This is a genomic window from Streptomyces calidiresistens, from assembly GCF_014141525.1.
Lineage (GTDB): Bacteria > Actinomycetota > Actinomycetes > Streptomycetales > Streptomycetaceae > Streptomyces > Streptomyces calidiresistens.
Window position 1 is genome coordinate 1 of record NZ_VKHS01000782.1, and the last position, 2479, is coordinate 2479.

The window sequence follows — 2479 nt, forward strand, 5'->3', positions numbered from 1 at the left end:
TCCGGGGCCCCCGGGAGGGGCGACACGGACACGGCGCCCCGCTTCCGGGGTCGGAAACGGGGCGCCGCGACACTCATCAGGACCGGGCCGGCGGTTCGAGGGGGATCAGGCCCTCCTCCGACAGCATGGCCCGGACGTCCTCGATGGTGGCGTCCGGGGCCGGGAGGATCAGTTCGGACGGCTCCAGCGAGTCGTCCGGCAGCGGGGTGCCCATCGAGCGCACCGCCTCCAGCAGGGCCGCCAGGGTCCGTCGGAATCCCTCGTGGTCGTCCTGCTCCACCTCGGTCATGAGCTCGTCGTCGAGCTCGTTCAGCTTGGGGAAGTGGCTGTCGTCCAGCCGGACCTGCCCCTCCCCCATGATCCGTACGATCACACCGCGCTCCTTGCTACGGGCTGCCTGCACGCTTCGTCTGCTGCTCGGGAATGCGCGGGGCGACACGATCCGGACGGACCGCTCCCCCGTCGCACATGACCGCGCGTCCGCCCGCACACCCCGACGGGACGACGGACGACCGCGCGGGGCGACCGACCGGATGCCGGTGCCCGGGGCCCACGGGGGACCGGGACACCGACGTCGGACGCCGGGTCGGCGGACGCCGCCACCGCCACCGCGGGGGTGGCGGACGGCGGTCACCGCCGACGGACCGACCGTCGGATCACTGCTGCTTGTCGAACCGGGGGTCCTGCTGCGTGGCCTGGTCGGCCCCACCGGCCCCGCCCTCCAGCGCCTGCCGCTCGGTGCTCCCACCGGCCAGCTCCGCCTTCATGCGCTCCAGCTCCAGCTCCACGCCGGCGTCGCCGGACACCCGGTCCAGCTCGGCCGTGAGGCTGTCCTTGGAGGTGCCGGTGACGTCGTCCAGCGCGCCGGAGGCGAGCAGTTCGTCGATCGCGCCGGAGCGCGCCTGGAGTTCCTGGGTCCGGTCCTCGGCACGCTGGATGGCCATGCCGACATCGCCCATCTCCTCGGAGATGCCGGAGAAGGCCTCGCCGATCCGGGTCTGGGCCTGGGCCGCACTGTAGGTGGCCTTGATGGTCTCCTTCCGGGTGCGGAAGGCGTCCACCTTGGCCTGCAGCCGCTGGGCCGCCAGCGTCAGCTTCTCCTCCTCGCCCTGGAGGGTCTGGTGCTGCGTCTCCAGGTCGGTGACCTGCTGCTGCAGGCCGGCCCGGCGGGTGAGCGCCTCGCGGGCCAGATCCTCGCGGCCGAGCGCCAGCGCCTTCTTGCCCTGATCCTCCAACTTGTCGGACTGCCCGCGCAGCTGGTTGAGCTGCAGTTCCAGACGCTTGCGGGAGGTGGCCACGTCCGCCACGCCGCGCCGCACCTTCTGCAGCAGCTCCAGCTGCTTCTGGTACGAGTAGTCGAGCGTCTCGCGCGGGTCCTCCGCCCGGTCCAGGGCCTTGTTGGCCTTCGCGCGGAAGATCATCCCCATCCGCTTCATGACACCGCTCATGGGCCTCGCGCGCCCCCTTCGGACTGCCTCGAGTGTTCACCGTTCCTGGTACCCCTACCCTACGGGTCCCACCTCCATATCAGCACCGGATGCCCCCGAAAGGGCTCCTCCTGCGGGACGATCACCCCGGCCGGCCTACCGCCGGAGGATGACGGGGCATCCCCCGGGCGCCCCGGGTGTCACCCCTCTCTCCCGCACCCCGGGGGCACCGGAGGTCCCCGGGGCGCCGGTGCCGTCACCCGACGCCGCGGGGCACCGGGTGGACGCGCCGGGAAACCGTCGGTGACCGGGCGGTGATCGAACGGTGCGGGCATCGGTGCCGGATCGTGCCCCACCGGAGGGTCCACGGGAGGTGGCCACCGCTTACCCTGGGCGTGTGTTCCGAAGCCGCTCGAAAGAAAACCAGTCCCCGCGGGCCGCCGAGCCCACCGCGGAGGAGGCGTCGCGGACCCGTGATCCGCAGGCGCCCAAGGGCCGCCCGACCCCCAAGCGCAGCGAGGCCGAGGCCCTGCGCAAGGCCTCCGCGCGTCCGCCGACCGACCGCAGGGAGGCCGCCCGTCGGGCCCGTGAGGCGCGGCGCAAGGCGCTGGAGAAGCAGCGCGAGGCGCTGGTCACCGGTCGGGAGGAGTTCCTCCCCTACCGGGACCGGGGTCCGGTGCGTCGGTTCGCCCGCGACTTCGTGGACACCCGCTGGCACGTCGCCGAGTACTTCCTGATCTACGCGATCATCATTCTGGTGCTGTCGATGGTGCCGGGCCAGCAGCCGTTCGCGCTGCTGCTGTGGATGGGCATCATCCTGGCCATGATCGTCGACTGGATCGCGCTGCGCTTCCGTCTCAAGCGGGCCCTCAACGAGCGCTTCCCGAACGAGAGTCACAAGGGCGCGTACCCCTACGCCCTGATGCGCACCCTCCAGGTACGGCGACTGCGCCTGCCCAAGCCGCAGGTCAAGCGCGGCGAGGCGCCGCGCTGACCCCGACCCCCGGGGAGCGGGGAACGTCCGAGGGGGCGGTCGCGACGGAGGTCGCGAC

The 2479-nt window shown here is 72.5% G+C and carries 3 protein-coding genes; 1 reads left to right on the forward strand and 2 read right to left on the reverse strand.

All coding sequences use genetic code 11. The features are described from left to right. Positions 1 to 76: 76 nt before the first annotated feature. Together pspAA and FOE67_RS22670 are read right to left on the reverse strand one after the other, a co-directional pair. Positions 77 to 373 (reverse strand): PspA-associated protein PspAA, encoded by a 297-nt coding sequence (gene pspAA, locus FOE67_RS22665; RefSeq protein WP_182666699.1) that lies wholly within the window; start codon positions 371 to 373, stop codon positions 77 to 79. A gap of 283 nt (positions 374 to 656) precedes the next feature. Continuing rightward, complete coding sequence (locus FOE67_RS22670; RefSeq protein WP_182666701.1) at positions 657 to 1436, reverse strand: PspA/IM30 family protein; 780 nt, start codon at positions 1434 to 1436, stop codon at positions 657 to 659. Positions 1437 to 1824: 388 nt separating this feature from the next. Here FOE67_RS22670 and FOE67_RS22675 point away from each other — a divergent pair, with 388 nt between their 5' ends. Continuing rightward, on the forward strand, positions 1825 to 2421 hold the full coding sequence (locus tag FOE67_RS22675) for a DUF3043 domain-containing protein (protein WP_182666700.1): 597 nt from the start codon (positions 1825 to 1827) through the stop codon (positions 2419 to 2421). Positions 2422 to 2479 lie beyond the last annotated feature (58 nt).

Excerpts from the sequence above, each read along its gene's own strand:
- FOE67_RS22670 (WP_182666701.1), bottom strand. The coding sequence starts at position 1,436 with ATGAAGCGGATGGGGATGATCTTCCGCGCGAAGGCCAACAAGGCCCTG.